This is a genomic window from Streptomyces sp. NPDC107562 (genome assembly GCF_055657325.1).
On sequence record NZ_JBVKBE010000001.1, the window covers coordinates 92,494 to 116,137 of the forward strand.

Annotated in this window: 28 protein-coding genes; 10 read left to right on the top strand and 18 right to left on the bottom strand. The window is 73.0% G+C overall.

From position 1 onward, the window contains the following. Positions 1 to 118: 118 nt before the first annotated feature. Positions 119 to 679 carry an NAD(P)H-dependent oxidoreductase gene (locus ACZ7LV_RS00410; protein WP_471934576.1) on the bottom strand — a complete coding sequence of 187 codons (561 nt, stop codon included), beginning with the start codon at positions 677 to 679 and terminating at the stop codon, positions 119 to 121. Between the two features lie 98 nt (positions 680 to 777). Here ACZ7LV_RS00410 and ACZ7LV_RS00415 point away from each other — a divergent pair, with 98 nt between their 5' ends. Together ACZ7LV_RS00415 and ACZ7LV_RS00420 are read left to right on the top strand one after the other, a co-directional pair. Then, positions 778 to 1,518: a TetR/AcrR family transcriptional regulator gene (locus ACZ7LV_RS00415; RefSeq protein WP_471934577.1), complete on the top strand. Its 741-nt coding sequence runs from the start codon at positions 778 to 780 to the stop codon at positions 1,516 to 1,518. Positions 1,519 to 1,628: 110 nt separating this feature from the next. After that, positions 1,629 to 2,663 carry a LacI family DNA-binding transcriptional regulator gene (locus ACZ7LV_RS00420; RefSeq protein WP_471934578.1) on the top strand — a complete coding sequence of 345 codons (1,035 nt, stop codon included), beginning with the start codon at positions 1,629 to 1,631 and terminating at the stop codon, positions 2,661 to 2,663. Positions 2,664 to 2,713: 50 nt separating this feature from the next. Here the strand turns inward: ACZ7LV_RS00420 and trxA are convergent, their stop codons facing one another. Beyond that, positions 2,714 to 3,097, bottom strand: a complete 384-nt coding sequence (gene trxA, locus ACZ7LV_RS00425; protein ID WP_471934579.1) for a thioredoxin — start codon at positions 3,095 to 3,097, stop codon at positions 2,714 to 2,716. Positions 3,098 to 3,242: 145 nt separating this feature from the next. Between trxA and ACZ7LV_RS00430 the strand changes: the two genes are divergently transcribed. Further along, the gene (locus tag ACZ7LV_RS00430) at positions 3,243 to 4,676 is read left to right on the top strand and encodes a dihydrolipoyl dehydrogenase family protein (RefSeq protein WP_471934580.1); all 1,434 of its coding nucleotides are present in this window, start codon (positions 3,243 to 3,245) and stop codon (positions 4,674 to 4,676) included. Positions 4,677 to 4,715: 39 nt separating this feature from the next. On the opposite strand, the gene ACZ7LV_RS00435 is transcribed toward ACZ7LV_RS00430, so the two are convergent. Continuing rightward, positions 4,716 to 5,363, bottom strand: a complete 648-nt coding sequence (locus tag ACZ7LV_RS00435) for a peptide deformylase (RefSeq protein WP_471934581.1) — start codon at positions 5,361 to 5,363, stop codon at positions 4,716 to 4,718. A 127-nt stretch (positions 5,364 to 5,490) separates the two neighbouring features. On the opposite strand from ACZ7LV_RS00435, the gene ACZ7LV_RS00440 reads away from it, so the two are divergent. After that, positions 5,491 to 6,921 carry a PepSY-associated TM helix domain-containing protein gene (locus ACZ7LV_RS00440; protein WP_471934582.1) on the top strand — a complete coding sequence of 477 codons (1,431 nt, stop codon included), beginning with the start codon at positions 5,491 to 5,493 and terminating at the stop codon, positions 6,919 to 6,921. Between the two features lie 63 nt (positions 6,922 to 6,984). Here ACZ7LV_RS00440 and ACZ7LV_RS00445 read toward each other — a convergent pair whose 3' ends face one another. The 7 genes from ACZ7LV_RS00445 to ACZ7LV_RS00475 form a co-directional block, all read right to left on the bottom strand. Beyond that, entirely contained in the window at positions 6,985 to 7,335 is a 351-nt protein-coding gene (locus ACZ7LV_RS00445) for a tetratricopeptide repeat protein (RefSeq protein WP_471934583.1), read from the bottom strand. A 95-nt stretch (positions 7,336 to 7,430) separates the two neighbouring features. Next, positions 7,431 to 8,555 (bottom strand): PP2C family protein-serine/threonine phosphatase, encoded by a 1,125-nt coding sequence (locus ACZ7LV_RS00450; protein ID WP_471934584.1) that lies wholly within the window; start codon positions 8,553 to 8,555, stop codon positions 7,431 to 7,433. A gap of 99 nt (positions 8,556 to 8,654) precedes the next feature. Beyond that, complete coding sequence (locus ACZ7LV_RS00455) at positions 8,655 to 9,611, bottom strand: alpha/beta fold hydrolase (protein WP_471934585.1); 957 nt, start codon at positions 9,609 to 9,611, stop codon at positions 8,655 to 8,657. Positions 9,612 to 9,788: 177 nt separating this feature from the next. After that, the gene (locus tag ACZ7LV_RS00460) at positions 9,789 to 10,670 is read right to left on the bottom strand and encodes a helix-turn-helix domain-containing protein (protein ID WP_471934586.1); all 882 of its coding nucleotides are present in this window, start codon (positions 10,668 to 10,670) and stop codon (positions 9,789 to 9,791) included. Positions 10,671 to 10,731: 61 nt separating this feature from the next. Then, positions 10,732 to 11,580, bottom strand: a complete 849-nt coding sequence (locus ACZ7LV_RS00465) for an oxidoreductase (protein ID WP_471934587.1) — start codon at positions 11,578 to 11,580, stop codon at positions 10,732 to 10,734. Between the two features lie 38 nt (positions 11,581 to 11,618). After that, a complete protein-coding gene (locus ACZ7LV_RS00470; RefSeq protein ID WP_471934588.1) occupies positions 11,619 to 11,816 on the bottom strand; it encodes a hypothetical protein in 198 nt (65 codons plus the stop codon). A 195-nt stretch (positions 11,817 to 12,011) separates the two neighbouring features. Beyond that, entirely contained in the window at positions 12,012 to 12,638 is a 627-nt protein-coding gene (locus tag ACZ7LV_RS00475) for a helix-turn-helix transcriptional regulator (RefSeq protein WP_471934589.1), read from the bottom strand. A gap of 387 nt (positions 12,639 to 13,025) precedes the next feature. On the opposite strand from ACZ7LV_RS00475, the gene ACZ7LV_RS00480 reads away from it, so the two are divergent. Continuing rightward, complete coding sequence (locus ACZ7LV_RS00480) at positions 13,026 to 13,574, top strand: hypothetical protein (protein ID WP_471934590.1); 549 nt, start codon at positions 13,026 to 13,028, stop codon at positions 13,572 to 13,574. 42 nt (positions 13,575 to 13,616) lie between these two features. On the opposite strand, the gene ACZ7LV_RS00485 is transcribed toward ACZ7LV_RS00480, so the two are convergent. Then, positions 13,617 to 13,964, bottom strand: a complete 348-nt coding sequence (locus ACZ7LV_RS00485; protein WP_471934591.1) for a winged helix-turn-helix transcriptional regulator — start codon at positions 13,962 to 13,964, stop codon at positions 13,617 to 13,619. Between the two features lie 64 nt (positions 13,965 to 14,028). Between ACZ7LV_RS00485 and ACZ7LV_RS00490 the strand changes: the two genes are divergently transcribed. From ACZ7LV_RS00490 to ACZ7LV_RS00500, 3 genes are all read left to right on the top strand, one after another. After that, positions 14,029 to 14,928, top strand: coding sequence for an LLM class flavin-dependent oxidoreductase (locus ACZ7LV_RS00490; RefSeq protein WP_471934592.1), 900 nt, complete (start codon positions 14,029 to 14,031; stop codon positions 14,926 to 14,928). After that, the gene (locus tag ACZ7LV_RS00495) at positions 14,925 to 16,238 is read left to right on the top strand and encodes an FAD-binding oxidoreductase (protein ID WP_471934593.1); all 1,314 of its coding nucleotides are present in this window, start codon (positions 14,925 to 14,927) and stop codon (positions 16,236 to 16,238) included. Before ACZ7LV_RS00490 ends, ACZ7LV_RS00495 begins: the two co-directional genes overlap by 4 nt. Positions 16,239 to 16,300: 62 nt before the next feature. After that, positions 16,301 to 16,984, top strand: coding sequence for a TetR/AcrR family transcriptional regulator (locus ACZ7LV_RS00500; protein ID WP_471934594.1), 684 nt, complete (start codon positions 16,301 to 16,303; stop codon positions 16,982 to 16,984). Positions 16,985 to 17,038: 54 nt separating this feature from the next. Here the strand turns inward: ACZ7LV_RS00500 and ACZ7LV_RS00505 are convergent, their stop codons facing one another. The 7 genes from ACZ7LV_RS00505 to ACZ7LV_RS00535 form a co-directional block, all read right to left on the bottom strand. Further along, the gene (locus ACZ7LV_RS00505; protein WP_471934595.1) at positions 17,039 to 17,464 is read right to left on the bottom strand and encodes an SsgA family sporulation/cell division regulator; all 426 of its coding nucleotides are present in this window, start codon (positions 17,462 to 17,464) and stop codon (positions 17,039 to 17,041) included. 124 nt (positions 17,465 to 17,588) lie between these two features. After that, a complete protein-coding gene (locus ACZ7LV_RS00510; RefSeq protein WP_471934596.1) occupies positions 17,589 to 17,972 on the bottom strand; it encodes a hypothetical protein in 384 nt (127 codons plus the stop codon). A 137-nt stretch (positions 17,973 to 18,109) separates the two neighbouring features. Beyond that, complete coding sequence (locus tag ACZ7LV_RS00515; protein ID WP_471934597.1) at positions 18,110 to 18,829, bottom strand: hypothetical protein; 720 nt, start codon at positions 18,827 to 18,829, stop codon at positions 18,110 to 18,112. 50 nt (positions 18,830 to 18,879) lie between these two features. Beyond that, positions 18,880 to 19,101, bottom strand: coding sequence for a DUF2180 family protein (locus ACZ7LV_RS00520; protein WP_471934598.1), 222 nt, complete (start codon positions 19,099 to 19,101; stop codon positions 18,880 to 18,882). A 36-nt stretch (positions 19,102 to 19,137) separates the two neighbouring features. Continuing rightward, positions 19,138 to 19,611, bottom strand: a complete 474-nt coding sequence (locus ACZ7LV_RS00525; RefSeq protein WP_471934599.1) for a VOC family protein — start codon at positions 19,609 to 19,611, stop codon at positions 19,138 to 19,140. 770 nt (positions 19,612 to 20,381) lie between these two features. After that, positions 20,382 to 21,272: a LysR family transcriptional regulator gene (locus tag ACZ7LV_RS00530; protein ID WP_471934600.1), complete on the bottom strand. Its 891-nt coding sequence runs from the start codon at positions 21,270 to 21,272 to the stop codon at positions 20,382 to 20,384. Positions 21,273 to 21,329: 57 nt separating this feature from the next. Further along, positions 21,330 to 21,812 (bottom strand): MEKHLA domain-containing protein, encoded by a 483-nt coding sequence (locus tag ACZ7LV_RS00535; RefSeq protein ID WP_471934601.1) that lies wholly within the window; start codon positions 21,810 to 21,812, stop codon positions 21,330 to 21,332. 185 nt (positions 21,813 to 21,997) lie between these two features. Here ACZ7LV_RS00535 and ACZ7LV_RS00540 point away from each other — a divergent pair, with 185 nt between their 5' ends. Beyond that, positions 21,998 to 23,104, top strand: a complete 1,107-nt coding sequence (locus ACZ7LV_RS00540; RefSeq protein WP_471934602.1) for a CapA family protein — start codon at positions 21,998 to 22,000, stop codon at positions 23,102 to 23,104. A gap of 69 nt (positions 23,105 to 23,173) precedes the next feature. Further along, positions 23,174 to 23,626: a YbhB/YbcL family Raf kinase inhibitor-like protein gene (locus ACZ7LV_RS00545; protein WP_401666817.1), complete on the top strand. Its 453-nt coding sequence runs from the start codon at positions 23,174 to 23,176 to the stop codon at positions 23,624 to 23,626. Positions 23,627 to 23,644: the final 18 nt, after the last annotated feature.

Consider the following 23,644-nt stretch of genomic DNA (forward strand, 5'->3'; position numbering starts at 1 on the left):
GGCGTGAAGTAAGAGCTGAGGTAAGGGAGTTGAGGTCGGTGCCGGGCCCCGGAGACGCGGAAGGCCGGCCCCGACCCCCGCTCGTGCGGTCGGAGCCGGCCGGGTGCGGGGCCGGTGATCAGGCGGCCTGCGGCACCGCCTGCCCGTGCACGCGCGCCACGACCTCCGTGAGCTGTGCGGCGACCTCGGCGTCGTCCGCGGGGTGGACCTCGGCGAAGCGGGTCACGGAGCCCGGGATGGAGAGCTTGATGTCCTCCAGCACCGTGGCGCCGGCGATGCCCAGCGCCTTGCGGGCCTCGTCCTGGGCCCAGACGCCGCCGTACTGGCCGAAGGCGGTGCCGACCACGGCGACCGGCTTGCCGCCGAGCGCGCCGGCGCCGTACGGGCGCGACAGCCAGTCGATGGCGTTCTTCAGCACGGCCGGGATGGTGCCGTTGTACTCCGGCGTGAACAGCAGCAGGGCGTCGGCGGAGGCGGCGGCCGCTCGAAGACGCTCGGCGGCGGCCGGGACCGTGCCCTCTACATCGATGTCCTCGTTGTAGAAGGGGATCTCGGCCAGGCCCTCGTACAGCTGGATGTCGACACCCTCGGGGGCGAGCTTGACGGCGGCCTCGGCGAGCTGGCGGTTGTGCGAGCCGGCGCGAAGGCTGCCGACGAGGGCGAGGATGCGTACGGACATGGCAACTCCATGGGGGATGGAACGTGGGGTGAGTATCCGGACCGGGGTCCGCTTAGTTTTCTATCACCCTAACCGGACCGCGGTCCAGTTTCTTCCGCGTGCTTTACGCTGTCTTCATGTCCGCCTCCCTGCCGCCCTTCCCGGAGTCCCGTGAGCCGCTGGACGCACCCGAGCTCCTCGAACTCGGTCCGTCGGTCGAGGAGCAGTGCCTGCGCGCGGACGCCGCGCGCAACCGAGCCCGCCTGCTGGAGGCCGCCGGCCACCTGGTCGCGGAGCACGGCGCGGCGGCGCTGACCATGGAGGCGGTGGCCACGGCCGCCTCGGTGGGCAAGGGCACGGTCTTCCGCCGCTTCGGGGACCGGGTCGGTCTGCTGACGGCGCTGCTCGACCACTCGGAGAAGAAGTTCCAGGCTGCGTTCCTCGGCGGGCCGCCGCCGCTGGGGCCCGGCGCGCCGCCCGTGGAGCGGCTGCGCGCGTTCGGCTGTGCTTCGTTGCGCCGGTCGCTGGAGCAGCTGGACCTCCAGCTCGCGGCCGAGGGGACCCCCGACCGCCGGCACAGCGCGGCGCCCCGGCAGCTGGTCCACCAGCACCTGCTCCTGCTGCTGCGGCAGGTGGTGCCCGACGCGGACTGCGCCCTGCTCGCCCAGACCCTGCTGAGCTACCTCGATCCGGCCGTGGTCCACCACCTGACCAAGCGCTGCGACATGCCGCTGGAGCGGCTGGAGGCGGGTTGGGTGGACCTGGTGGCGCGCATCACGCGGACCGAGTGCCCGCCCGCGGGGGACCTGACCGAGTGGCCCGGCACCGCCGAGCAGCCCTGTACCGGGCCACCCTGCTGAGCCGCGGCCGGCTCGTCCGGCAACCCCGGCACGCCCGCGTTGGTTGAAGGCGGGAGCACGTTCCCCCGCCCGCCACCCGTGCCGCCGCCTCTGCCAGGATGCGGTACGTCATGGTGCAGATACCGAACACGCCCGCGTCCGCGACGCCCGCGCAGCGCTCGGTGCCCACGAGCGCCGATGTGGCCCGCCTGGCAGGCGTCTCCCGTGCGACCGTCTCGTACGTCCTCAACAACACCAGTGCGGTACGGATCAGCGAACCCACGCGCCGCCGGGTCCACGAGGCCGCGAAGGAACTCGGATACGTCCCGCACGCGGCCGCCCGCAGCCTGCGCGCCGGGCACAGCCGGATGGTCCTGATGCCCTCCCCGGCCATCCCCGCGGGGCCGCTGCACGCGCAGTTCATCAACGAGCTCCAATGGGCCCTGAGCCGCCTCGACTACACCGTCGTGCAGTACGGCACGCTCGGCCTGCACGGCGACGAAGCCGCCCGCGCCTGGGCCGAGTTGCGGCCGGTCGCCGTGCTGGCGCCCGGACAGGGCCTCGGCCCGCAGGGCGTGGCGGTCCTCAAGCGCTCCGGGGCCCGGGCGGTCGTCAGCCTCGGTCCCGCGGCCGTCGAGGGCGCGCACGCCCTGCTCATGGACCACGCGGCCGTCGGCTGGGCGGCCGGTCGCCATCTGTTCGAACGCGGCCGCCGCCGGATCGGCGTCGTCGCGCCCGCGGAACCCGGCCTGGAGGCCTACTCAGGACCGCGACTGGCCGGTGTACGGCAGGCACTGCACGGCACCGGCGCCGTCGTCTCCGAACTGCCCCTCGCCTACGACGAGGAGGCGGCCGCACACCTCGCCACGCGCTGGCGCCGGCTCGGTCTCGACGGGGTGTTCACGTACAACGACGAGTACGCGATGCTGCTGATGCGCGCCCTGCAGGACGAGGGGATACGGATCCCCGAGGACACGGCGGTGATCGGCGCGGACGACCTGATGCTGGGCCGGCTGCTCAGACCGCGCCTGAGCACTGTCCACATCGAGCTGCCGTCCGGCCGGTACCTCGCGGAACTGGTCGACCGCGCGGTCCGTGACCCGGGCGCCGCACCCGAGAGCCACGAGGTGCTGGGCGCCTCGGTGGTGCACCGCGACTCCAGCTGACTTCGGCGGCGCGGCCGGCTGCCTCGACCGGCCGGCGCCGGACGACCGCCCTACTGCGCCTCGCCCTCCTGCGCCTGCTGCTCGGCGACCGCCTTGCGGACCTCGTCCATGTCCAGCTTGCGGGCCTGGCCGATGACGTCGGTGAGGGCCGCCTCGGGCAGGGCGCCGGGCTGCGCGAACACCGCCACCCGGTCGCGCACGATCATCAGCGTCGGGATCGACTGGATGCCGAAGGCGGCGGCCAGCTCCGGCTGCGCCTCGGTGTCCACCTTGCCGAAGACCAGGTCCGGATTGTCCTCCGCGGCCTTCTCGTACACCGGGGCGAACTGTCGGCACGGCCCGCACCAGGACGCCCAGAAGTCGATCAGGACGAACTCGTTGTCCGTGACCGTCTGGTCGAAGTTGTCCTTGGTGAGCTCAACTGTCTGGCTCATGGCGTGATCCCTACTTCCTGGGGTGGGGGCGAAGCCGTCGGCACAACACGGTCGGACCGCCGGGTATTCCGGGCGCCCGATCGATCATGTAACGGCGCGCGTACCCATGTGGCCACGCGCCACACCACCCACCAGACTGACCCCCATGACGGAAAAGCAATCCACCGCCTACGACGTCGTCGTGCTCGGTGCCGGACCGGTGGGCGAGAACGTCGCCGACCGCACCCGCGCGGCCGGCCTGACCACGGCGATCGTCGAGAGCGAACTGGTCGGCGGCGAATGCTCCTACTGGGCCTGCATGCCCAGCAAGGCCCTGCTGCGCCCGGTCACCGCCCGCGCGGACGCCCGCCGGGTGCCGGGGCTGAGCGGGCTGGTGCAGGGGGACCTCGACGTGACCGCGGTGCTCGCCCACCGGGACTACTACACCTCGCACTGGAAGGACGACGGCCAGGTCGCCTGGCTCGACGGCATCGGCGCCGACCTCCACCGGGGTCACGGCCGCCTCGCCGGACCGCGCACGGTCGTCGTCACCGGCCCCGACGGCGAGGAGACCACCCTCACGGCACGGCACGCCGTCGCCGTCTGCGTCGGCAGCCGCGCCGAACTGCCCGACCTGCCGGGGCTCGCCGACGTCCGGCCCTGGACCAGCAGGGAGGCGACCAGTTCCCAGGAGGTGCCCGCCCGGCTCGTCGTGGTGGGCGGCGGCGTGGTCGCCACCGAGATGGCCACCGTCTGGCAGGCCCTCGGCTCCCGCGTGACCGTCCTGGTACGGGGCAAGGGCCTGCTGAACCGGATGGAGCCCTTCGCCGGTGAAATGGTCGCGGAGGCGCTCACCGAGGCCGGCGCGGACCTCCGCACCGGCGTCTCGGTCGCGTCGGTGACCCGCGAGAACGGCACCGTCGTCGTGGTCACCGACCAGGGCGACCGCATCGAGGCCGACGAGATCCTCTTCGCCACCGGCCGCGCGCCGCGCACCGACGACATCGGCCTCGACACCGTCGGCCTGGAGCCGGGCTCCTGGCTGAAGGTCGACGACAGCCTCCAGGTGACCGGCTCCGACTGGCTCTACGGCGTCGGCGACGTCAACCACCGTGCGCTGCTGACCCACCAGGGCAAGTACCAGGCGAGGATCGCGGGCGCCGCCATCGCGGCGCGTGCCGCCGGCGAGCGCGCCCTGGACTCCGGCGCCTGGGGCGCGCACGCCGCCACCGCCGACCACGCGGCCGTACCGCAGGTCGTCTTCACCGACCCGGAGGCGGCGTCCGCCGGGCTCTCCCTGGCGGAGGCCGAGCGGGCGGGCCATCGCGTCCGCGCGGTGGACGTCGAGTTCTCCTCGGTCGCCGGGGCGGGCCTGTACGCCGACGGCTACCGCGGGCGCGCCCGGATGGTCGTCGACGTGGAGCGCGAGATCCTGCGGGGAGTGACCTTCGTGGGCCCGGGCGTGGCGGAGCTGATCCACTCGGCCGCCGTCGCCATCGCCGCCGAGGTGCCGCTGAGCAGGCTGTGGCACGCGGTGCCGTCGTACCCGACGATCAGCGAGGTGTGGCTGCGGCTGCTGGAGAGCTACCGCGACAACTGAGCAAGCGGGGCAGCACCGCACCGCGTCGAGCGGCTCCCCTCACTCCGGCAGCGCGAAGCCCAGCTCCCGCGCCGCCTCCGCGGGCGTCGGCTGCGCCCAGCGCTGTGCCACCGCCCCGTTCGCGGACAGGGAGCGCAGCTCGGCGCGGTCGACGTAGAGCACGCCGTCCAGGTGGTCCGTCTCGTGCTGAACGATCCGAGCGGGCCACCCGGCGAACACCTCGTCCACCGCACGGCCGCGCTCGTCCGAGCAGGTCAGCCGCACCTGGGTCGGCCGGGCCACCACCGCCTGCCAGCCCGGCACGCTCAGACAGCCCTCGAAGAACCCGGCCCGCGCCGCGCCGGCCGGCTCGTACGACGGATTCACCAGGACCCGGAACGGCAGCGGCACCCGCCCACGCGCCAGCCGGACCTCCTCCGGCACCGGAGCCGGGTCCTCGATCACCGCGATCCGCAGCGGCACGCCGACCTGGGGTGCCGCCAGCCCGACACCCGGCGCCGCGTGCATGGTGACGCGCAGCGCCTCGACGAACCGCGCCAGCAGCGCCGGCTCCAGCTGGCCCTCGAACGGCTCGGCGGGCCGGCGCAGCACCGGGTCGCCGGCCGCGACGATCGGCAACGGGCCCTCCGTGGCGAGGAGTTGCTCGACCTGCTGGGCGAGCGGCATACGGTCACGGGGTGTCGACATGGGGCCAGGATGTCATGACCCTCCGTCGTGTGACGCGGGCCACTCATATCTCCGGGAACTCCCCGCGCCCCCAGCCCGACTACTGGACCGCTACGGCCGAAAATCGTCCCCCCTCCCCGGAGTTCCCATGACCACCGCTCCCCCGACCAGCACGGACGCGCCCCCGCAGCCCGCCGCGCCGCCGCCGAAACCGAGCCTGTGGGCGCCCTTGCGCCCGCTCGTACTGCGCCTGCACTTCTACGCCGGACTCCTCGTCGCCCCCTTCCTGCTCGTCGCGGCCACCACCGGTCTCCTGTACGCCGGTTCCTTCCAGGCCGAGAAGATCGTGTACGCCGACGAGATGACCGTCCCCGCGGTCGGCGGCACCGAACTGCCCATGTCCGCGCAGGTGGCCGCCGCCCGCGAGGCCCACCCCGAGGGAACGGTCGCCGCCGTCCGGCCCGCGCCGGAGGACGACGCCACCACGCGCGTCATGCTCTCCGGGGTGCCCGGCATCGACGAGGACCACACGCTCGCCGTGTTCGTCGACCCGTACACCGGGAAGGTGCGAGGCGCCCTGGAGCAGTACGGCTCCACCGGGGCACTGCCGCTGCGCACCTGGATCGACGAGTTCCACCGCGACCTGCACCTCGGTGACAGCGGACGCCTCTACAGCGAACTGGCCGCGAGTTGGCTGTGGGTGATCGCCGCCGGGGGCCTGGTGCTGTGGTTCTCCCGCCGCCGCGCGCGGCGCAAGGTGCGCGGCACCACCGGCCGGCGCCGCTCCCTCGGCCTGCACGGGACGATCGGCGTCTGGGCCGGGATCGGCTTCCTCTTCCTGTCGGCGACCGGCCTGACCTGGTCGACGTACGCCGGCGCGAACATCGACGAACTGCGCACCTCCCTCGGCCACTCCACGCCGTCCGTGTCGGCCTCGGCGGGCGGCGACCACGGCGGCCACGGCGCGGCGGCGGGGACCGGAGGGTCCGGTGAGCACGGTGTCGGTCTCGACAAGGTGCTGGCCGCCGCCCGGGCTGAGGGGCTGGGCGACCCCGTCGAGATCGTTCCGCCGGCCGACGCGAGCTCGGCGTACGTGGTGAAGCAGGTGGAGCGCGGCTGGCCCGGCAAGCAGGACTCGGTCGCCGTCGACCCGGCCACCGGCGAGGTCACCGACGTGCTGCGGTTCGCCGACTACCCGCTGCTCGCGAAGCTCACCCGGTGGGGCATCGACCTGCACACCGGCGTGCTGTTCGGGCTGGTGAACCAGATCGCCCTCATGCTGCTCGCGCTGTCCCTGATCACGCTCATCGTGCTCGGCTACCGCATGTGGTGGCAGCGCGGCCGCGGGTCCGCGTTCGGCCGGCCGATCCCACGGGGCGCCTGGGCGCAGGTCCCGCCGCAGATCCTGGTGCCGCTGCTGGCCGTGGTCGCCGTCGTGGGCTACTTCGTGCCGCTGCTCGGCATACCGCTGGCCGCGTTCCTCCTGGTGGACGTGATCCTGGGCGAGATCGCGCACCGGCGGGGGCGGCGGACGTACGCCGCCGGCGGAGGGGCCACCGACGAGGCGGCCGCCGGATGAACGACGGCCCGGCCTCTCGGACGGAGGCCGGGCCGTCGTCGGCGTCGGGGGCGCTCGCGCCGGTCAGACGCGTTCGTCGAAGTCGCCCGCGAGCGCGGAGGCGATCCGCAGATGCGGCTCCGCCTCCGTCTGCCGGCCCTGGCGTTCGAGCGTACGGCCCAGCATCAGGCGGGCGTACTGCTCCACCGGGTCGCGCTCCACGATGATGCGCAACTGGTCCTCCGCGCGCCGCAGTTGGGCCGAGTGGTAGTAGGCGCGGGCCAGCAGCAGCCGCGGTCCCGTCTGCTCCGGCACCTCCTCGACCAGCCCGTCCAGGATGCGCGCCGCCGTCGTGTACTCCTTGGCGTCGAAGAACATCCGTGCGCGGTCCCAGCGCTCGGCCGGCGTTCCGTGGTCGTAGTACGTCGTCTCCACTCTGACCTCCTTCGGCCCCCTCAACCCGCGCGCGGCCGAAAATTCCGGCTCGGGAGGCGGCGCCTCGCCGACTGCGGACCGCGCACCGCCGTACCTCATGCCAGGCCTTCGCGCGCCGGTGCCGGCGCCTGTGCCGGGGGATCGCGTCGCTGGAACGCGAGGAGCGCGGCGTCGTCGCCGAGGTTTCCGCCGCCGGTGTAGTGCAGCAGGTCGCCGCGGAGACAGGAGACGAGCGACTGCGGGTCGCCGCCGGGCCAGGTGCGGATGCGGTCGGGCAGGGGATAGAACGTCCCGGCCCGGTCACGGGCTTCGAGGACGCCGTCGGTGCACAACAGCACGATGTCGTCCGGGCCCAGGGCGAAGGTCCCGGTGCGGGCGTACAGGGTCGCGAGGCCCAGCCCGAGCGGCGGCGCCGGGTCGGGCAGCGCGGGCTCCACGGGCAGGCCGCCGCGGACGACGAGCGGCGCGGGGTGACCGCAGGACAGGCAGCTGACCGGGCCGGCGTCGTCGGGGACGTCGAGCAGCAGCGCGGTGACGAAGTCCTCCCCGGTTGCGCGGTCCAGGGGGCCGGGGCTCGCGGCGAGCGCGCCGTCCAGGGCCGCGGCGAGCGTCGGCAGGTCGGGTTCGCGGTGGGCCGTGGCGTGGAACGCCCCGAGCACGAGGGCGGCCTCACCGACGGCGTCGAGGCCCTTGCCCCGCACGTCGCCGATCATGAGCCGGGTGCTGTGCGGTCTGCGGGCGACGGCGTACAGGTCACCGCCGATGACCGCCTCGGCCTCGGCCGCGAGGTACACGGAGGCGATGTGCAGCGGGCCGGCATGTTCGGGCAGCGGCCGGAGCACCGCCTTCTGCGCGGTCAGTGCCAGGGAGCGTACGTGGCGGTAGTGGCGTGCGTACTGGTCGCGCAGGTAGGCGAAGAAGACCACGAGAGCCGAGACGGCCGCCAGGGCGAGGGTGGCCACGCTCTGGTTGAGGGCGGGCGGTCCCTCGGTCATGTCGACGGCGACCTCGGCGCCCAGGGCCAGGGCCGCCACGGCCGCGGTGAGCCGGGCGCCGGAGAAGGAGGCGGTGATCGCCGGCGCCACGACGAGGAAGGGGCTGAGCCGGATCTGCGGCGGGGTCAGCACGTCGACGAGGGTGATGACCGCGATCAGCGCCAGCGGCCCGGCGATCCAGAACGGCCGCCGTCCCTCGCGCGCGCTCAGGAGATCGAAACTCATGAGCAAGCAATACTCGCCCCGCGTGTGCCGGGCCCAGGCGGTGCGCGTGTCGGCACCCGTATGGCGGGCAGCGCGGCGCGGATCGGTGCCTGCGCGGGCTCAGGCGAGGGCCGTGAGGAACTCGACGAGCGCGGCGTTCACCTCGGCCGGGCGTTCCTGCTGGGTCCAGTGGCCGCAGCCGGCCAGCCTGATCGGCTCGCGCCGCAGTCCGGGCATCAGGTCCGAAAGCCGCGCGATGAGGTCGGGAGTGCCGGGGAAGGCGGGGACCGGGTCGCGGTCGCCGTAGACGTACAGGGAGGGAGGGGTGACGACCGCGCCGCCCCAGGGGGCCGTCAGTTCCCAGTTGCGGTCCAGGTTGCGGTACCAGTTGAGCGCGCCGGTGAAGCCGCCGCGGAAGCTCTCGGTGAGCGCGTCCAGATCGTCCTCGGTGAACCACTCGGGCAGCGTGCCGGGATCCGGCATGGTCGCGAGCCAGCCCCGCTCCAGGTCGACCAGCGGCTGCTCGACCTCGCCGGGAGCGTCGCCGGAGGCCGAGGCGATGAACTTCCGCAACGCGGTGCGGGTGTCGGCGGCGAACTCGGCGTCGGCGACACCGGGACGGTTGAACCAGTTCCAGTAGAAGCGGCCGCCGAACCTCTTCTCCATGGTGACGAGCGGCGGCTCCGGGCCCCGGAAGGGAGGGGGCACGCTGAGACCGGCCACCCCGAGCACCAGGTCCGGCCGCAGCAGGGCGGTGTGCCAGGCGACCGGCGCGCCCCAGTCGTGGCCGACGACGTACGCCCGCTCCTCGCCGAGAGCGCGGATCAGGCCCACCACGTCGCCGACCAGGTGCAGGATGCTGTACGCGGCGACGTCCTCGGGACGGTCGCTGCGGCCGTAACCACGCTGGTCGGGGGCGACCACCCGGAAGCCCGCGGCGGTCAGCGGAGCGAACTGGTGGCGCCAGGAGTGCCAGGACTCCGGGAAGCCGTGCAGAAGGACCACCAGGGGGCCGGCGCCCTCCTCGGCGATGTGCAGCCGGACGCCGTTCACGTCGACCATGCGATGCGCAACCATGCGCCCGAGGCTAGGGCCTGTCGCCACGGTGGCGGCTGCGGCACGGTGCGCCGTCGCCCCGCACAACCCGAAAGCCCGAGTCGCGGCGCGCGTCACAACGACAGTGTGAACTCCCCACGGCGGCCACACCTCTCACACCGACACACCACCACCGTGACGGCCGCCGCTTCCGGGCGGTCAGGCCTCCGTGTTGTGGCTGGGGTGGGGGGCGGCGGCAGGCCCGCGCGTGGTGACCCAGTTGGCCAGGAACGTCAGGGCCTCGGCCGTGCCGGAGCCCGGTTCCGCCGTGTACACCAGCAGCGACTGGTCGGCTGCGCCCCGGACGTCCAGGACCTGGAAGTCCAGGTCGAGCTCGCCCGCGATCGGGTGCCGGAACTTCTTGCGTCCCTGCCGCTGGGCCCGCACCCGGTGGCCGGACCACCAGGAGCCGAAGTCGTCGTCCTTGAGGGACAGTTCCCCGACGAGCTGGGCGAGTTCGGGATCGTCCGGATACCGTGCCGCGTCCATCCGCAGATACGCGACGCACTCCTGCGCGACCTTCGCCCAGTTCTCGTACATGCCGCGCACCCGCGGATGCAGGAACGTCAGCCAGATGTGGTTGCGCTGGCGTTGCGGCAACTCGGCGAAGTCGGTGAACAAGGCCGCTCCCAGCTCGTTCCAGGCGAGGACGTCCATCCGTCGTCCGAGGACCAGCGCCGGGACGTTGACCAGGCTCTCCAGGAGCACCCGGGTGCCGGGGGAGACCTGTTGCCGGCGCGGAGCCGCGGGCCGGAACCTCTCGGGCACCGTGGCGTCCTCCGCCGCGACCCGCAGCAGGTACTCCTTCTCGTCCGCCCGCAACTGCAGCGCCTCGGCCAGCGACAGGAGGACCGTCGGGGAGGCGGACTTCACGCGGCCCTGTTCGAGACGCACGATGTAGTCCACGCTGATCCCGGCGAGAGAAGCCAGTTCCTCCCGGCGCAGGCCCGGTACCCGCCGCCGGCCGACGGCGGGCAGGCCCACGTCCTCCGTGCGGATCCGTGCCCGGCACGCACGGAGATAGTCGCCCAGCTGGGTCATGTGCCACTCCTCATCGATCACTTCCACCGCGCGCCCGACCGCGCGTTCCTGCGTGAGCGGATCAGCTCCGCACCGCGACGTCCTCGTGGTCCGTGGAGAGCGCCAGGTGCCGCCAGGCACGGGCCTCCCGGTCCAGCTGGGTGATCTTCTGCTCCATCGCCCCGGCGCAGTCGCTGCCGAGCTGAGCCCGCAGCGGCGGCTCCTCGGCGTCGGCGATCGCGAGGATCGCCGTCGCGCCCTTCACCGGGTCGCCCGGCTGGGCGTGGTTGAGGCCGGGCACAGCTCCGCGCACGGCGCCGGCCGTGGCCGCGTAGTCGCCGATGACCCGCTCCTCGACGTGCAGGCTGGTGCCGTCCAGGAAGTCGGTGCGGAAGTATCCGGGCTCGACGACCGTCACCTTCAGCCCCAGCGGCGAGACCTCCTGGTGCAGCGCCTCGGACAGGCCCTCGACGGCGAACTTCGTGGAGCAGTACACACCGAAGCCGGCCACACCGTTGAATCCCCCGATGGAGCTGAGGTTGATCACGTGTCCACGGCTCTGCCGGCGCATCACGGGGAGCACGGCGCGCGTCACGTTGAGGAGGCCGAAGACGTTGGTGTCGAACACGCCGCGGGCGGCGGCGTCGGACGTCTCCTCGACGGCACCCAGCACACCGCGACCGGCGTTGTTGACCAGGACGTCGATGCCGCCGAACGCCTCCGTGGCGGCGCGCACGGCCGAGGCCGCCTGCGCCTCGTCCGTGACGTCCAGGGGCAGGGCCAGCAGACGGTCGCCGTGACCGGGCAGCGCCTGCTCCAGGCCCTCGGGCCGCCGGGCGGTGGCCACGACCCTGTCGCCGCGCTCCAGTGCCTGGCGGGCGAGTTCGAGGCCGAACCCGCGGGAGGCGCCGGTGATGAACCAGACAGTCATGATGATCTCCGTCACAAGGGGGTGTGAGTTCGCGTAGGTCAATCGTCTGCCACACGCCGGTGACCAGCCAGGGAAGGATCTGCATAGGCTGACGACCAGGAGAACGCCGACCACACACCGAGCCACGACGAGGCGACACCCGGAGCGACGACCGGAAGGCTCACCGCCACATGGGCGAGCACGAGGAAGGCGGTCAGGATCGCCGGGTCGTCCGCCGCCTCGGCGGCGTGCGTCACGAGGCTCAGGGAACTCAAACACCACGGTGTCACACCACCTTGGCGCGGGCCCGACTGTACGGGGGAACAACCGGGCCCGCTGCGCACCACGGTAGTGGCGTCGGGGCCTGGCACACCGCACGTCGAGGGGGAGCGGGGACGATCGGGAAGACCACACTTCCCCAACGGTCACCACACCGCCGCTCGGGGCCGCCGTCAGAGGATCCCGAGCCGGGCGCCGTGGCCCACGGCATGGGCGCGGTTGCGCAGGCCGAGCCGGACGTTCAGGGAGTGGAGCGCGTTCTTGATCGTGCGCTCCGAATAGCCGAGCTTGTCCGCGATCTCCTCGGTCGTCCACCCCTCCGCCAGCAGCCTGACGATGTCGATCTCACGCTCGGTGAACCCGACCGGCGATGCGCCCGCCTCCTGCATGCCCCGCAGATCGTCGATCAGGCTGCGCACGAGAGCCGCCGGAAGGCAGGCGCTGCCGGCCCAGGCGTCCAGCACCGCCGCGAGGATCTGCCGCATCCCGGTCCGCCGGCGGGGCAGGAAGCCCACCAGCCGATGGCCGATCACGTCCTTGAGCTGACGCTCCGTGATGCTGTTGGCGACCAGCACGATCCGCATCTCCGCATTGGCCGACTCCCGCGCCTCTCGTCGGATCCCGGCGAGCGTCGTGGACGTGACATCGGTGTCGAGGATGACCAGGACGTCCGCCCGCGCGCTGTCCTCGCGGTCCAGGACCTCGATCTGGGGGCGGGAGCGGAGGTAGGCGACCACACCTTGTTGTGTGAGGGGGTCACCGGCCAGGACGGCCACGGTCGGCAGGGCGCGCGGGTTCATGAAAGGTCTTCGCCACTCTCAAGTGCTGGGGCCGCGATCGGCCGGTGAAGGTCGGAAGGCCTTGATCGCGCTCGACAGTCTGCCTCGCCGACACGGGCCGCGTCCACAGGAGTTGCGGGCCGCCGGGCCGGGGCCGCCAGGGGTGGCCCGGAGGAATCGTCATCACGTGTGTTCACCACTGGTTCGTCGCCTCCCTGCCACCGAAACCCACCGTCTGCCACGGACCGCGTGCCACTGCTCGTGTTCCGAGGTCTCCTCGGCCTTTCGTTCACGGGGCCACCAAGTACGTGACGGAGGGCGGGGTGACCGTGCCCGGACGCCCCCGCGGCGTCCCGAAGGACCGCCGTATGCTCGTCGCGGAGACGGAGCCAGGAACAGGGAGTACTCATGTCAGCGCCAGGGCCGGCGGCGAACAGCATCGAGGCGGCGACGGCGTTGCTTCAGTCGGAGCTGGTCCAGCTGGAGGAACGGCAGGAAGGGCTGTACCTGCAACAGCAGTCGGTCCAGGCGGAACTCGCGGTCGTCTCCGGTCACATCGAATCCCTCCGGGGTGCCCTGGCCGCGCTGCGTGCCCTGCCGTCCACCGTGCCGCCCACGGCCGACGGCGCGTCCGCCGAGGATGCGCCCGTGGCAGGCGCGCCCGTCGACGGTGCGACCGTCGGGCGTGCACCGACCGGAGGCGACCGCGCGGTGAGGGCGGCCCGGCCGACGCCCGAGCTGCTCGGACGGGGCTTCACCGAGCAGGTGATCGCCGTGCTCGCCGACGACCCTGGTGCCGCCCTGCGGGCCCGGGACGTCGCCGAGGCGCTCGGCCGCGCCGGGAGCGCGGGCAGCATCAACGCCGTTCGCAGCACCCTCGACCGCCTCGTCGCCACCTCCCGGGCGTACCGGGCCGGCCGGGGCCTGTACCGGGCCTCGCCCCCCGGACGCCGGTGAGGCGAGGTCACCGACCCGGCGCTGCCGGGCCGTCGACCGGCCTCAGGCGGCCGGGATCCATCCCCCGCCCCGGGTGCCGGAACGCCGCATGTTCCAGCGCGCGAGCGGCATCAGGGCTTCCACCAGTTCCTCGCCCTCCGGTGCCAGCCGGTAGTGGATCTGCACGGGAGTCGAGGGGATGACCGTGCGCTCGATGAGGCCCTCGGCCTCCAGTTGCTTCAGCCGCTGGGAGAGCAGGCGGTCGGAGATCCCGCTGATCATCGCGCGGTACTCGCCGAAGCGCCGGGCGCCTTTGCCGGCGGCGACCAGGATCGAGCCCGTCCAGCGGCGTCCGACGAGTTCGAGAGTGGCCTCGAAGCGCGGGCAGGTGTCGTCATGAATGGATTCCACTTACGAAAGATTAGCACCTTACTTGACGTTTGGCCGGGTGGCCGGTGCCGCGCATCGTGGAGGCATGACCGACTACGAACGCCCGCTCTCCTTCGGCGTGAGTCTCGACCCCGCCGCCGAGACGTGGCCGCGGACCCTGCGCCTCGCGCGGACGGCTGAGCAACGCGGCCTGGACCACCTCGCCGTCCAGGACCACCCCTACCAGCCCGGCCACCTCGACGCCTGGACCCTGATCGCGCACCTGTCCGCCTTCACGGACCGCATCTCCTTCGTCACCGACGTCGCCGACCTCCAGCTGCGCCAGCCCGTGATGCTCGCCAAGGCCGCCGCGTCCCTGAGCGTGCTCACCGGCGGCCGCGTCCAGCTCGGCGTCGGCGGGGGCGGCATTCCCGACGCCATCGCCTCCATGGGCGGACCGGCGCGACGCGGCCCCGACATGGTCGCGTTCGCCGAGGAGTCGCTGGGGCTGCTGCGCACGGCCCTGGACGGGCACGCCGTGCGGCTGCACAGCCCGTACCACAGCATCGGTGGGTACCAGGCAGGACCGGTGCCCCCACGGCCCGTCGAGCTCTGGCTCGGCGCGCAGAAGCGCCGGATGCTCACTCTGGCCGGTCAGCGGGCGGACGGCTGGATCTCACCGCTGAACATCTACGTCCCTCCGGGCGAGGTTCCCGCCCGGCAACGGATCATCGACGAGGCGGCGGTCGCGGCCGGGCGTGACCCGCGGACCCTGCGGCGCGTCTACAACGTGATCGGCGCGATCGGCGGCCACGGCGGCGCGCCCGGGCTCGTCGGTGACGTGCCGCGTTGGGTGGACACCCTCACCGACTGGACCGTCGATCTCGGCTTCGACACCTTCGTCTTCTGGCCGGTCGCCGACTCCGAGCGGCAACTGGCCCGCTTCGCCGACGAGGTCGTGCCGGCGGTGCGCGAGAGCGTCGCGAAGAGCCGGGGCGGACGATGAGCGGCGCTCCCGGCGAGGTGCCGGCCGAGCTCGCGGGCAAGATCGTCACGCCCGGCGACAGCCGCTACCCGCGGGTGCGGTCCACCTACACGACCGTGGGCCGCCCGGCCCACGTGGTGCTGCCCGAATCCGCGCGGGACGTCGCGGCGGCGCTGCGGTTCGCACGGGACCGAGGTGTCCCGGTCGCCGTCCGCAGCGGCGGTCACGGTCTGGCGGGCACCGGCACGAACGACGGCGGGCTCGTCATCGATCTGAGAGCCCTGAACCGTACCGACGTCCTGGACCGCCGCACCCGGCTGATCCGGGTCGAGGCGGGCGCCCGCTGGGCCCAGGTGGCCCAGGCGCTCGCGCCGCACGGGCTCGCCGTCAGTTCGGGCGACCACGGCAACGTCGGTGTCGGCGGCATCGCGACCGGCGGCGGTGTCGGCTGGCTGGTACGGAGGTACGGGCTGACCGTCGACCACATTCGCGCCGTCGAGGTCGTCCTGGCCGACGGGACGCTCGTGCGCGCGGACGCCGCGAACGAGCCCGACCTCCTGTGGGTGATGCGGGGTGCGGGCGCGGGCGCCGGTGTCGCCGTCGCCTTCGAGATCGAGGCCATGGAACTCCGCGACGTCGGCCACGCGCAACTGGTGGTGGCGGTGGACCCGGCCGGGGAGACGCTGCGGCGATGGGCCGACGTCATGGCACGGGCGCCGCGCGAGCTGTCGACGGAGCTCAGGCTGGCCTCGCAGCACGACGGCTCCACCGCCGCCGTCATCACCGCCGTCGTCACCTCGGGGAGCGTGCCCGTCGTCCGCAGGGCGCTCGAACCTTTGCTCCAGGTGGGCGACGTGCTCGGGCAGCAGGCCCGGATCGTCGCCTACGCCGACCTGGTCTCCCCCCTCCATCTCCACGAGAACACCGGGCAGATGCCGGCCCGGACCACCAACGGACTGCTCACCGAGATGTCCGCGGGCGCCGCGCGCGCCCTGGTGCGGGCATCGGCGGCCCCCGACCCGGTCCTCGTGCAGATGCGCTCGCTCGGCGGCGCGACCCACGACCCGGATCCCTCCGCCACCGCCTTCGCGCACCGCCACCAGAACGTCCTCGTCATCGGGGCTGCGTTCCCGCCGGACGCGCGGGACACCCTGCGCACCGGCTGGGCGCCGCTCGCCCCGTACCTGGACGGCGCCTACGTCAACTTCGAAAGCGCCCCCGACGGGACGACGTTCGACCGCTTCTACCCCGGACCGACCGGTGCCCGGGTGGCCGACCTGTGGAAGCGCTACGACCCCGAGGGCGTCCTGCGCCCCCGGCCGCGGGTCTGACGGCGCCACCACCCGCGAATCGACCCCTTATGTGGAGGGGTGCCTCATGTTACCCTGGGGTCATGACCGAGCGAACCTTGTCCCGTGCGCAGCAGGCGCAGGCCAAGCCGCTGCGGCGTGACGCCCAGCGCAACCGCGACGCGATCGTGGCGGCGGCGCGTGTGGCCTTCGCGGAGCAAGGTCTGGAGGCATCCCTGGAGGGCATCGCGCGCCAGGCCGGTGTCGCGATCGGCACCCTCTACCGGCACTTCCCGACCCGGCTCGCGCTGGTCGAGGAGCTCTTCGCCGAGAAGTTCACCCTTCTTCTGGACACCGCCGAGGAGGCGGCCGCGATGGACGACGCCTGGGAAGGCTTCTGCGTCTTCCTGGAGCGGTTCTGCGAACTGCAGGCGTGCGACCGCGCGTTCAACGCCATGGCCGCCGCCCGGCTGCCGGTGGACACCCGCAGCGGGCGGCTCAACGAGCGCGTCAGGGAGCTGGGGATCGAGATCCTGGACAGGGCGCAGGAGCAGGGCGTGGTGCGTTCCGACGTCACGCCGGAGGACATCGCCTTCGTCGCCTGGTCCCTGGAAGGCATCATCCAGGCCACGAGCACGGTCGCCCCCCGGGCCTGGCGGCGTCATCTCCACCTGATGCTGGACGCCTTCCGCGCCGGCGGCGCCCATGAGCTGCCCGAGCCGCCGCTGAGTCCCGAGCAAGTCCAGCAGACCATCGCGGCGCTGGAGTGCTGCGTGCCGGACTGCTGAGGGAGCGGCCCGTCGCGAAGGGCGCGAGGCGTGGGAAGGCCGGCCTCGGGTCGCTCAGCTTTCCGCCAGGAGGTGCGCGAGCTCGGTGTCCATGTCGAACTGCTCCGACTCGGCCCCGAGCGGCACCAGTGACTGCGTCCTGCTCAGAAAGGACCGCATGTCCCGCAGGGGCGCTTCGAGCAGGGCTGAACCCCCGGGCGAGTCGAGCGCGATGTACACGACGTCGCGGCCGGGTCCGACGGCCGCCGGCCACACCCTGACGTCGCCCTGACCGGCGTGGTGCTTCAGTCCCTGGGCGACCACGTCACGGCTGAGGATCCACTCCACCGACGCGCCGCCGTCCGTCGCCCCGAAGGTGGCCCGCAGGGCGTAGGGGTCGTGGGCCGCGTAGTGCAGCCGCATCCGGACGGGATCGGATGCGGTGAAGGACCGCACCAGCCGCACGGGCAGCTCGATCTCGACGGTACTGATCGATTCCATGATCCCTCTCCGATGTGCCCCCACGTGAAGATGCCCCCGCGTGATAAAGGAACGCAACAGGCGGTACGGAGCCGCCCCCTCATCGGTTGCGTCTCCGTACCGCCTCGCCTGGACGTGCCGGTTTTCAGCGCTCGAACGCGAGGACCTGGTCGACGTACCAGCGGTCCACCTCGCCGTGGCGGGTGGGCGTCACGTCGAGCCAGCGGCCGTCCACCAGTTGGTGGAGGCGGTGACCGTCCCAGCGGTACCGCGCGTCGTGGTGCCGGACCCACGCGCCGTCACGCCGGTCGTCGACGTGGCGCCAGGTCCCCGGGTGGCCGCGGTGGTCGTCGGAGTGGCGGACGGCCAAGGCGTCGTGACCGTCGTCCCGCTCCTGGTACGCGCCTCGGTCCTGCCCGGTGTGCCCCGGGGTCGCCGCCGAGGCCGCGCCTCCGGCTCCGAGGACGGCCGCGCCCGCGAGGGCCACGGAGGCGGCGACGACGGGGAGTCGCTTGGCGAGGTTCTTCATGGTGATCTCCCTGATACTGCTGAGCTCTGTGAAACCGGAGGGGTCCCTCACGTTCTCTTGCGGCCCAGCGTACCTGAGGGCCCCCTCATGTTCTTTTGCGGTTCGGGTGAAGCTGCTCACAGGCAGTGAGGGCCCCCTCAGCGGAAGCGGACGTCGCGGAGGTCGATCCAGACCATGAGCTGGTCCGGGACGGGACGGCCGTCGGGGGTCCGGCGATGCGCCCGGCGCTTGGTGGGCACCAGTACGCCGTCCGCCTCCACGTAGTCGTGGACGTACTGCGCGGTGGCGAATCCGCCGGCGATGTCGACGTGGTAGTCGTGCCGGCGCAGCAGCCCGTCGGCGCCGAAGTAGAAGTCCTGCCGGGGGCTGTGGCCGGCGATCCCGGGCGGGAAGGACGCGCGCAGCCCTCGCCAGGTCTCGCCGGCCTCCTGCCAGGGGTCGATACCGGTGACGGCGAATCCGGGCATGGTCAGCAGGAAGGGGGTGGTGAGGTAGGTCCACATCGCGTAGCCGTTGAAGTAGGCGCGGTCCAGCGGGTCCCAGGGGGTCTCCAGCGTGTGACCGGCGAAGGACGCGCGCGGATCCTCACGTTCCGCCACCACGCGCCCGTCGAGCTTCTCGATGCGCACCCGCCGGGGAGTGAAGTCGGTTCTCTGGTCGGGGGCGCCGAAGGGCCGGAGCGACGCGCGCTCCTCGTGCAGCCGGACGGTCATCTCGCGCGGTGCCGGATCCTGCGGCAGGCCCTTGACGGCGAAGAGTTCGCCACCGCTGACGAGGGTGGCCCGTGCCTCCGTCAGCCGACCCCAGCGGGCGGCACCGCCGTGGGCTTCGACGGCCTCGTTGAGCAGTTCGTTCATGGACGCCCCGCAGTGGCCTCCGCCGACGGGTCCTGCCGTCGACGCGCCGCTCAGGCCACCCCTGCGGCGGCCTGCTCCGCCTCGTAGCAGATCCCGCACGTCAGTCGCCGGGCGTCAGGCGCCTGGGCGGACACACCCGCGGCACCGGGAACCGGAACCCTGGTGGCATGCAGATGCCCGCTGCACATCCCGGCCTTGCACCGGGCGCATACGGCCACGGCGGGGGTCTGCACCGGTCGCAGCGCGTCAGCGGCGCAGTCGTAGCAGTTCATGGCGGCCGACCTTTCTGGATCTGACCCGACGAGGCGTCACCGGCCGGGCTGGCGCTCGGTGATCTCCTGAAGCACCCAGCCGTTGCCGTCCGGGTCGTTGAAGGTGGCGTAGGAGGCGTAGGAGGTGCGGTCGGGGTGCGGCCCCGGCACGCGCTCCTGCCCGGCGCCGGTGTGCGTGGCGTCGCCGGCCTCGTGGCCGTGGTGGAGGAGTCCTCCGGCGTCGTGGAACACCTCGCTCACCTCGATGCCGCGGTCGACGAGTTCCGCGCGGGCCTGTTCGACGTCCGAGACGATGAGGTACAGGCCCTGGAACGAGCCGGGTTCGGCAGCGATCGTGCCTTTCCCGAAGATGACCGAGCACTGGGAGCCGGGCGGCGTGAGGTGCACCAGCCGGTAGTCCTCGCTGAACGTGTTGTCGACGTCCGTGCGGAACCCCAGCGACTCGTAGAACTCCTTGGACCGGTCGACGTCGGAGACGGGCAGCACGACGACTTCGAACTTCAGGTCCATCTCGATCACCTTCGGGAGCGGGGGGTCCGGGAGTCCGGGATCAGGTGGGTGACGCGGGGACGGGACCGCGCGGGCCGCCGGTCGACGGGTCGCCGCGGCGCGGTCGGCGAGCCGGTTCTCGACGAGACCCTCCAGATCCCCCGTAGTGCCTCGCCACTGCTGAAGGGGCCGGGAACGCGGCCGATGGTCGCCCTGTCAGTGTCTCTCCACCGCCAAAGGGGCGCACTCCGGGGCCCGTCAGCGTGCCGTGCCGCCCGAGGGGTCGCGCTGCCCGCCGCGTCCGGCGCCTTCTCGCTGAAGAGCACCTGTACCAGGAACTCCACCGGGACCGTGATCCGCGCGGCGTCCCCGCCCGAGGCCGAACGACCGGCAGGGGCCGGGTGGCACAGCCCGCTGCGATCCGCTCCCGGAGGCTCCCCACACTTCCGACCCCGGCCGCCGGGAGACCGCGCCCCCGAAGGGCGGCACACCCCCGCCCCTCGGACGCAGGTCAACTCGGCCCCGGACGGACCGGACACCCCCTTGCCCGAGGAGCCGGGTCCGCCCGCACCCACGGGCCTGGACGCGTCCGCACCCAAGGGCCTGGACGCCTCCGCTTCCGAGAGCCTTGGCCCGTCCGCTTCCGAGAGCCTTGGCCCGTCCGCTTCCGAGAGCCTTGGCCCGTCCGCTCCTGAGGAAGAGGAGCCGGACAGCTTCGCCGCCGTGGACCAGCCCTCGTTGATCTCCGACGCGGTCCGGCAGCTCGGCCACGTCGGTGCCGGCCCGGTGGGCTATCGGGGAGTATCGAGCTCGCCGGACGCGGTGAGTGTCATGACGAATTCGTCCAGGTCGGCCCCGAGAGGGGTCTCGCAGTCCCAGACGGCCTCGTACGCGATCTCGACGGGCTCCCCGGCCTGGAGCAGGGGGCGGCAGCCGGTGTGCTCATGGGTGATCTTGGAGCGGGGCAGGAGCGCCGCTCCGAGGCCCATCGCCGCCCACTCGTCCACCGCCCGGAAACTGGCGGCCTCCCCGGGGTACGTGATCAGCGGAAGGTCCTGGTCGCGGAAGAGGTCGGTGGTGAAGGTGGTCAGACCACAGGCGCGCGGTCCGAGGATGTAGGTCGCGTCCGCCACGTCCTTGAGCTCCACCGGGCTGTCGTTTCCGGCCGCGGCGGGGTCGACGACGATCATCGGCTCGCGGGCGATGACGCGGTGCCGGAACGTGGGCAGCCCGGGCACGGCGGGGACGAGGAGGATGTCCAGGCGGCCCGCCTGGAGGTCGCCGCTCAGCGGGCCGAGGTTCGCCTCCCTGAGGATCAGGTCGCGTGGGCGCGTCAGGGTGCGGGCGGCCTGGAAAGCCCGGGCGACCAGCTCGGGACCGATCAGCGGAGACACGCCCATGCGGATCGTCTCCGTGCCCGGGTGGGCCAGCCGTTGGGCCTCGGCGACCAGCTTGTCGAGGGCGTTCAGGACCTGGTCGATGAGCGGCAGGGTCTGCGCGCCGTGCGCGGTCGGACGCACGCCCCGGGGTGAGCGGTCGAAGAGCTTGACACCGAGTTCGTCCTCCAGCCGGGCGACGCCGTTCGACAGCGCCGGCTGGGTCACCCCGTAGGCCCGCGCGGCGGCGCTGAAGGACTTCGTGCGGGAGACGGCCTGGGCGTAGCGCAACGCCTCGATGTTCACGCTGACGATTATCCCCTCGGGGCGCACCCGGGGTCGACCCCCGCGGCGCCCCGCCCCTCAGGCGTCCGACCAGGAGCGGAACAGGGCCGCCTGGCCGTGGAGGGTGCCGTCCGCGTCGACCAGGTCCCACATCGTGACGTCCCTTATCCGGAACCGGTGTCCGGACCTGCTGATACGCACGCCCTGGTAACCGGTGACGTAGTGGTGGAGGGCGACCTGGTGCAGCAGGGCCTCGCGGTCCTCCTGGGCGGCCGGCTCGGCCGAGAGCCGGGAGGGGAGCCCGACGAACGCGTCCCAGTCGTACGCGAAGCACCGCAGGGCGGTCCGGTTCGCGTAGACGAACACGGGGTCGGCGGCGGTGTCGTGGGCCAACAGGCCGAACGGGGCGTCCTCGTAGAGCCACCGGGCGGCCTCCGCGTCGGACGACGCCCGGAGCGACGGCCAGGGATCGGCGCCGACGAGGCGGCGGTGGGTGTCGCGCAGGAGTACGGCGAACCCGGGGTCGCGGCGCGGATCGGGCGGCCGGGGCGGCTCGCTCATCGGCGTAGGCAGGGTCGGCGCGGTCGTCCGGACTCCCGTGTCCCCGCCCCACCGTCTTCGCTCATATGCACCATTCCTCCCGCTTCGTCAGGATAACAACGAGGGTGAAACGGCTCGGCGCTCGCGCTCCGCGGGGCTCCGGCGGCCGAGGCGGCAGCCGCGACCGCGGCACCTACGCTGGAGGTGTGGGCGGCGGTGTCGTGACGCTGTTCCTGTGCGGGGACGTGATGCTCGGGCGCGGCGTCGACCAGATCCTCGTGTACCCCGGCGACCCGGGGCTGCGGGAGGGGTACGTCAAGGACGCCCGCGACTACGTGGCGCTGGCCGAGGCGGTGAACGGCCCGATCCCCGTGCCGGTCGGTCCCGCGTGGCCGTGGGGCGAGGCGCTGCCGTCGCTGGACGCGGCGGCTCCGGACGTCCGGATCGTGAACCTGGAGACGGCCGTGACGAGCGGCGGCACGTTCGCGCCCGGCAAGCAGGTGCACTACCGCATGCACCCGGCCAACCTGCCCGCCCTGAGCGTCGCGCGCCCGGACGTCTGCGTGCTGGCCAACAACCACGTCCTGGACTTCGGCCCGTCCGGCCTGAACGAGACCCTGGACGTGCTCGAAGGCGCCGGTCTGCGGACGGCCGGCGCCGGCCGGGACGCCGAGGAGGCGCGGGCTCCCGCCGTGGTCCCGCTGGACTCCGGCGGGCGCGTCCTGGTCCTCGCCCTGGGCTTCCGCTCCAGCGGCATCCCGCCGGACTGGGCGGCGTCCGGGGAGGGCCGGCCGGGTGTGGCGTACGCCCCCGGCCCCTCACCGGGCGCGGCCCAAGCCCTCGTCCGGTGCGTACGACGGGTCAGGCGCGCCGGTGACCTCGTGGTCGTCTCCGTGCACTGGGGCTCGAACTGGGGCTATCTCGTCCCCCGAGACCAGGTCCGCTTCGCGCACGCCCTGGTGGACGGCGGTGTCGACCTCGTCCACGGTCACTCCTCGCACCACCCCCGCCCCGTGGAGGTCTACCGGGACCGGCTGATCCTCTACGGCTGCGGCGACTTCGTCGACGACTACGAGGGCATCCCCGGCCACGAGGAGTACCGCGACGACCTCCGCCTCGCCCACCTCGCCACGCTGGAGGCCGGCACCGGGCGGCTGACCGGCCTGCGCATGGTGCCGCTGCGGGCCCGGCGGATGCGGCTGGAGGCTGCGCCCCGGCGGGACCGCGGCTGGCTGTGCGGCGTCCTCGACCGGATCAGTCCGGGCGTCCACGTGGACCCGGCCCGCGACGGGACGCTCACGCTGGTGCCATGAGCCGGCGCGGGCCGTCGCGTGCCCCGGGCCGCATGTGAGGACCGGCTTCACCGCGGTTACTCGGGCCCCATGGCTGACATCGACATCAGAAGTAGCGCATTCGACGACCACTCCTTCATCGCGCGCCGCTACGCGTACGAGGGGGAGAACGTCTCGCCCCCGCTGGCGTGGAGCGGCGTCCCGGACGACGCGGCCGAGCTGGTGCTGCTGTGCGAGGACCCCGACGCCCCCTCCGGCACGTTCGCGCACTGGATCGTGGTCGGCATCGATCCCCGTAGCGAGGGAGTCGGCGCGGGCGAGGTCCCGCCCGGCGGCACCGAACTCGTCAACGGCTACGGCGAGCGCGGCTGGGGCGGACCGCATCCCCCGCCGGGCGACGACGCCCACCACTACGTCTTCCGGCTCTACGCCCTGTCGGAGCCGTGCGTGCTCCCCGACGCGCCGAACGCCGCCCAGGTGCACCGGACGCTCGGGGAACGGGAGGTCGCCGACGGGACGTTGGTGGGCCTGTACCGGCGCTGAACGGGATGGTCTTAGACT

Coding starts and splice junctions, on each gene's coding strand:
- ACZ7LV_RS00410 (WP_471934576.1), bottom strand. CDS start 679: ATGTCCGTACGCATCCTCGCCCTCGTCGGCAGCCTTCGCGCCGGCTCG.
- ACZ7LV_RS00420 (WP_471934578.1), top strand. CDS start 1,629: ATGGTGCAGATACCGAACACGCCCGCGTCCGCGACGCCCGCGCAGCGC.
- trxA (WP_471934579.1), bottom strand. CDS start 3,097: ATGAGCCAGACAGTTGAGCTCACCAAGGACAACTTCGACCAGACGGTC.
- ACZ7LV_RS00430 (WP_471934580.1), top strand. CDS start 3,243: ATGACGGAAAAGCAATCCACCGCCTACGACGTCGTCGTGCTCGGTGCC.
- ACZ7LV_RS00435 (WP_471934581.1), bottom strand. CDS start 5,363: ATGTCGACACCCCGTGACCGTATGCCGCTCGCCCAGCAGGTCGAGCAA.
- ACZ7LV_RS00440 (WP_471934582.1), top strand. CDS start 5,491: ATGACCACCGCTCCCCCGACCAGCACGGACGCGCCCCCGCAGCCCGCC.
- ACZ7LV_RS00450 (WP_471934584.1), bottom strand. CDS start 8,555: ATGAGTTTCGATCTCCTGAGCGCGCGCGAGGGACGGCGGCCGTTCTGG.
- ACZ7LV_RS00455 (WP_471934585.1), bottom strand. CDS start 9,611: ATGGTTGCGCATCGCATGGTCGACGTGAACGGCGTCCGGCTGCACATC.
- ACZ7LV_RS00460 (WP_471934586.1), bottom strand. CDS start 10,670: ATGACCCAGCTGGGCGACTATCTCCGTGCGTGCCGGGCACGGATCCGC.
- ACZ7LV_RS00465 (WP_471934587.1), bottom strand. CDS start 11,580: ATGACTGTCTGGTTCATCACCGGCGCCTCCCGCGGGTTCGGCCTCGAA.
- ACZ7LV_RS00475 (WP_471934589.1), bottom strand. CDS start 12,638: ATGAACCCGCGCGCCCTGCCGACCGTGGCCGTCCTGGCCGGTGACCCC.
- ACZ7LV_RS00480 (WP_471934590.1), top strand. CDS start 13,026: ATGTCAGCGCCAGGGCCGGCGGCGAACAGCATCGAGGCGGCGACGGCG.
- ACZ7LV_RS00490 (WP_471934592.1), top strand. CDS start 14,029: ATGACCGACTACGAACGCCCGCTCTCCTTCGGCGTGAGTCTCGACCCC.
- ACZ7LV_RS00495 (WP_471934593.1), top strand. CDS start 14,925: ATGAGCGGCGCTCCCGGCGAGGTGCCGGCCGAGCTCGCGGGCAAGATC.
- ACZ7LV_RS00500 (WP_471934594.1), top strand. CDS start 16,301: ATGACCGAGCGAACCTTGTCCCGTGCGCAGCAGGCGCAGGCCAAGCCG.
- ACZ7LV_RS00505 (WP_471934595.1), bottom strand. CDS start 17,464: ATGGAATCGATCAGTACCGTCGAGATCGAGCTGCCCGTGCGGCTGGTG.
- ACZ7LV_RS00510 (WP_471934596.1), bottom strand. CDS start 17,972: ATGAAGAACCTCGCCAAGCGACTCCCCGTCGTCGCCGCCTCCGTGGCC.
- ACZ7LV_RS00515 (WP_471934597.1), bottom strand. CDS start 18,829: ATGAACGAACTGCTCAACGAGGCCGTCGAAGCCCACGGCGGTGCCGCC.
- ACZ7LV_RS00520 (WP_471934598.1), bottom strand. CDS start 19,101: ATGAACTGCTACGACTGCGCCGCTGACGCGCTGCGACCGGTGCAGACC.
- ACZ7LV_RS00525 (WP_471934599.1), bottom strand. CDS start 19,611: ATGGACCTGAAGTTCGAAGTCGTCGTGCTGCCCGTCTCCGACGTCGAC.
- ACZ7LV_RS00535 (WP_471934601.1), bottom strand. CDS start 21,812: ATGAGCGAGCCGCCCCGGCCGCCCGATCCGCGCCGCGACCCCGGGTTC.
- ACZ7LV_RS00545 (WP_401666817.1), top strand. CDS start 23,174: ATGGCTGACATCGACATCAGAAGTAGCGCATTCGACGACCACTCCTTC.